This window comes from Streptomyces sp. SPB074, assembly GCF_000154905.1.
Taxonomy (GTDB): Bacteria; Actinomycetota; Actinomycetes; order Streptomycetales; family Streptomycetaceae; genus Streptomyces.
In genome coordinates, this window is the sequence record NZ_GG770539.1 from 3,617,706 (window position 1) to 3,619,490 (window position 1,785).

Below are 1,785 nucleotides of genomic sequence, written 5' to 3' on the forward strand. Positions count from 1 at the left end.
TCCCCGCCGTGCCGCACCTCTCTGCCCTCGTGCCGCCCCGCCGCACCCCCGTCTCCGGTGCCGCAGCTCACGCCCCAACCGGTCCGACCATTCCCCGTGTGTGACATAGATTGGAGATCCACGTCGGTCCTGTCGGGGAGGTGCGCATGGCCGCGGAATGGCGACCGGTGCGGCAGGCGCGTACCCACGAACTGGTACTGGAGAGCATCGAGGAACAGGTGCTCGCCGGACAGCTCAAGGCGGGCGACCGGCTGCCTCCCGAGCGCGAACTCGCCCCCGCGCTCGGCGTCTCGCGCTCCGCGCTCCGCGAGGCGCTGCGCGTTCTGGAGACGATCGGAGTCCTTGTCGCCCACTCGGGACGCGGCGCCGACGCGGGCGCCAGGATCGTACGGAACCCCGACGACGCTCTCGGCCGCCTCCTCCGTCTCCACTTCGGCCTCGGCAGTTACCGCCTGGAGGACGTCCTGGAGGCGCGGGTGGTCCTGGAGCGGTCCAGCTTCGAGGCCGCCGCGCGACAAGCCGTGCGCGAGGACCTGGACGAAGCCGCCGACATCCTCGGCCGCCTGCGCGAAACCGGTCTCGGCCCGGCGGAGTTCAACGAACTCGACACCGCCTTCCACGTCGCCATCGCGCGCTCCTCCGGCAACCGCCTCGTCTCCACGCTCACCGCCGCCGTGCGCGAATCGGTACGCTCCCTCATCCTGCGTGCGCTCGAAGCGGCCGAGGACTGGCCCGCCACCGCTGCCGCCCTCAACGCCGAGCACACCGAACTGCTCCGCCTCGTCCGCGCGGGAGAGGCCACCGCCGCCGCCGACCTCGCCGAACAGCACATCCGCGGCTTCCACGGCACGCTCGTGAAGGATGAACCGGTGGCCGAGTAGCCGCGGTTTCACGTGAAACATTCCGGGCCGTCCCGAGCGGCCCGAGCACGGAGAGCCGCGAACTCGCCCGCACCCGCCGGTGGGGAGCGGGGGAGCCCCGTCGCCCGCGTGCCGCGATAGCGCGCAGCGGCTCGGCCGCGGCCACAAGCGGGCGCCCGCAATACGTGAGCAGCAGGCGGGACCCCGCACAGGCGGAAGGCCCGACCGGCACGCCATAGCCTCCCCCGGCCTGGCCTGCCGGAGTCTTACCTGACCCCTGTCCGGCATCACCGGGGCCCAGGTCGCACACCTCGCCCGCACCTTCCACGGCGCCTGCTGTTCCGGCATGGCCCGCATCCTCCCCGGAGTCCCCGCCTGCGCCCTCGCCCGCCCCGCCAGAGCTTTGCCCGCGTCACGGGAGGTTCGCTCTTGTTCGCCCCGCCCGTGCCTGAGCGCAGCTCGCCCGGCCTGCTGCCGGTGCCCAACCCTGGGCCTCGCCCGTCCCGCCGAGGTGTCGCCCGCGTCGCCATGGCCCCACTCCTTCACGCGCCCGCATCGGAGCGAAGCTCGCCCGGCCTGTCACCGGTGCTGGACCCGTGCCTCGCCCGTCCGGCGGGAGCCTTGCCCACGTCGCCGGCAGCTCTGCCTGTCCTGCCTCGTCCGCGCCTCACCGAGGCCAGCTGCACCTGTCCCCGACGCTCGGCCCGCGCCTCGCCCACCCCCGGCGGGGCGTCGTCCGCGTCGTCGTGGCCTCGCTCCCTCACGCCCCGTCCACGCTTCTCACCGAGGCCCGCTCCACCTGTCACCGGCGCTCCACCCCCGTCCCACCCGCCCCACCGGGCCCTCGCCCGCGCCCCGCGCCCCTCGCGCCTCCGCACCCGCCCGCCCCCGCTCCTCCACGCCTCGCATTACCTCACCTCCCCCG

Annotated in this window: 1 protein-coding gene; it reads left to right on the forward strand. The window is 74.5% G+C overall.

Annotated elements, in window-relative coordinates:
- Positions 1 to 146 precede the first annotated feature (146 nt).
- Entirely contained in the window at positions 147 to 881 is a 735-nt protein-coding gene (locus SSBG_RS14920; protein ID WP_037869812.1) for a FadR/GntR family transcriptional regulator, read from the forward strand.
- The last annotated feature ends 904 nt before the right edge of the window (positions 882 to 1,785 follow it).

Bases quoted from the DNA above. Each gene is read 5' to 3' on its own strand.
- SSBG_RS14920 (WP_037869812.1), top strand. From the start codon at position 147: ATGGCCGCGGAATGGCGACCGGTGCGGCAGGCGCGTACCCACGAACTG.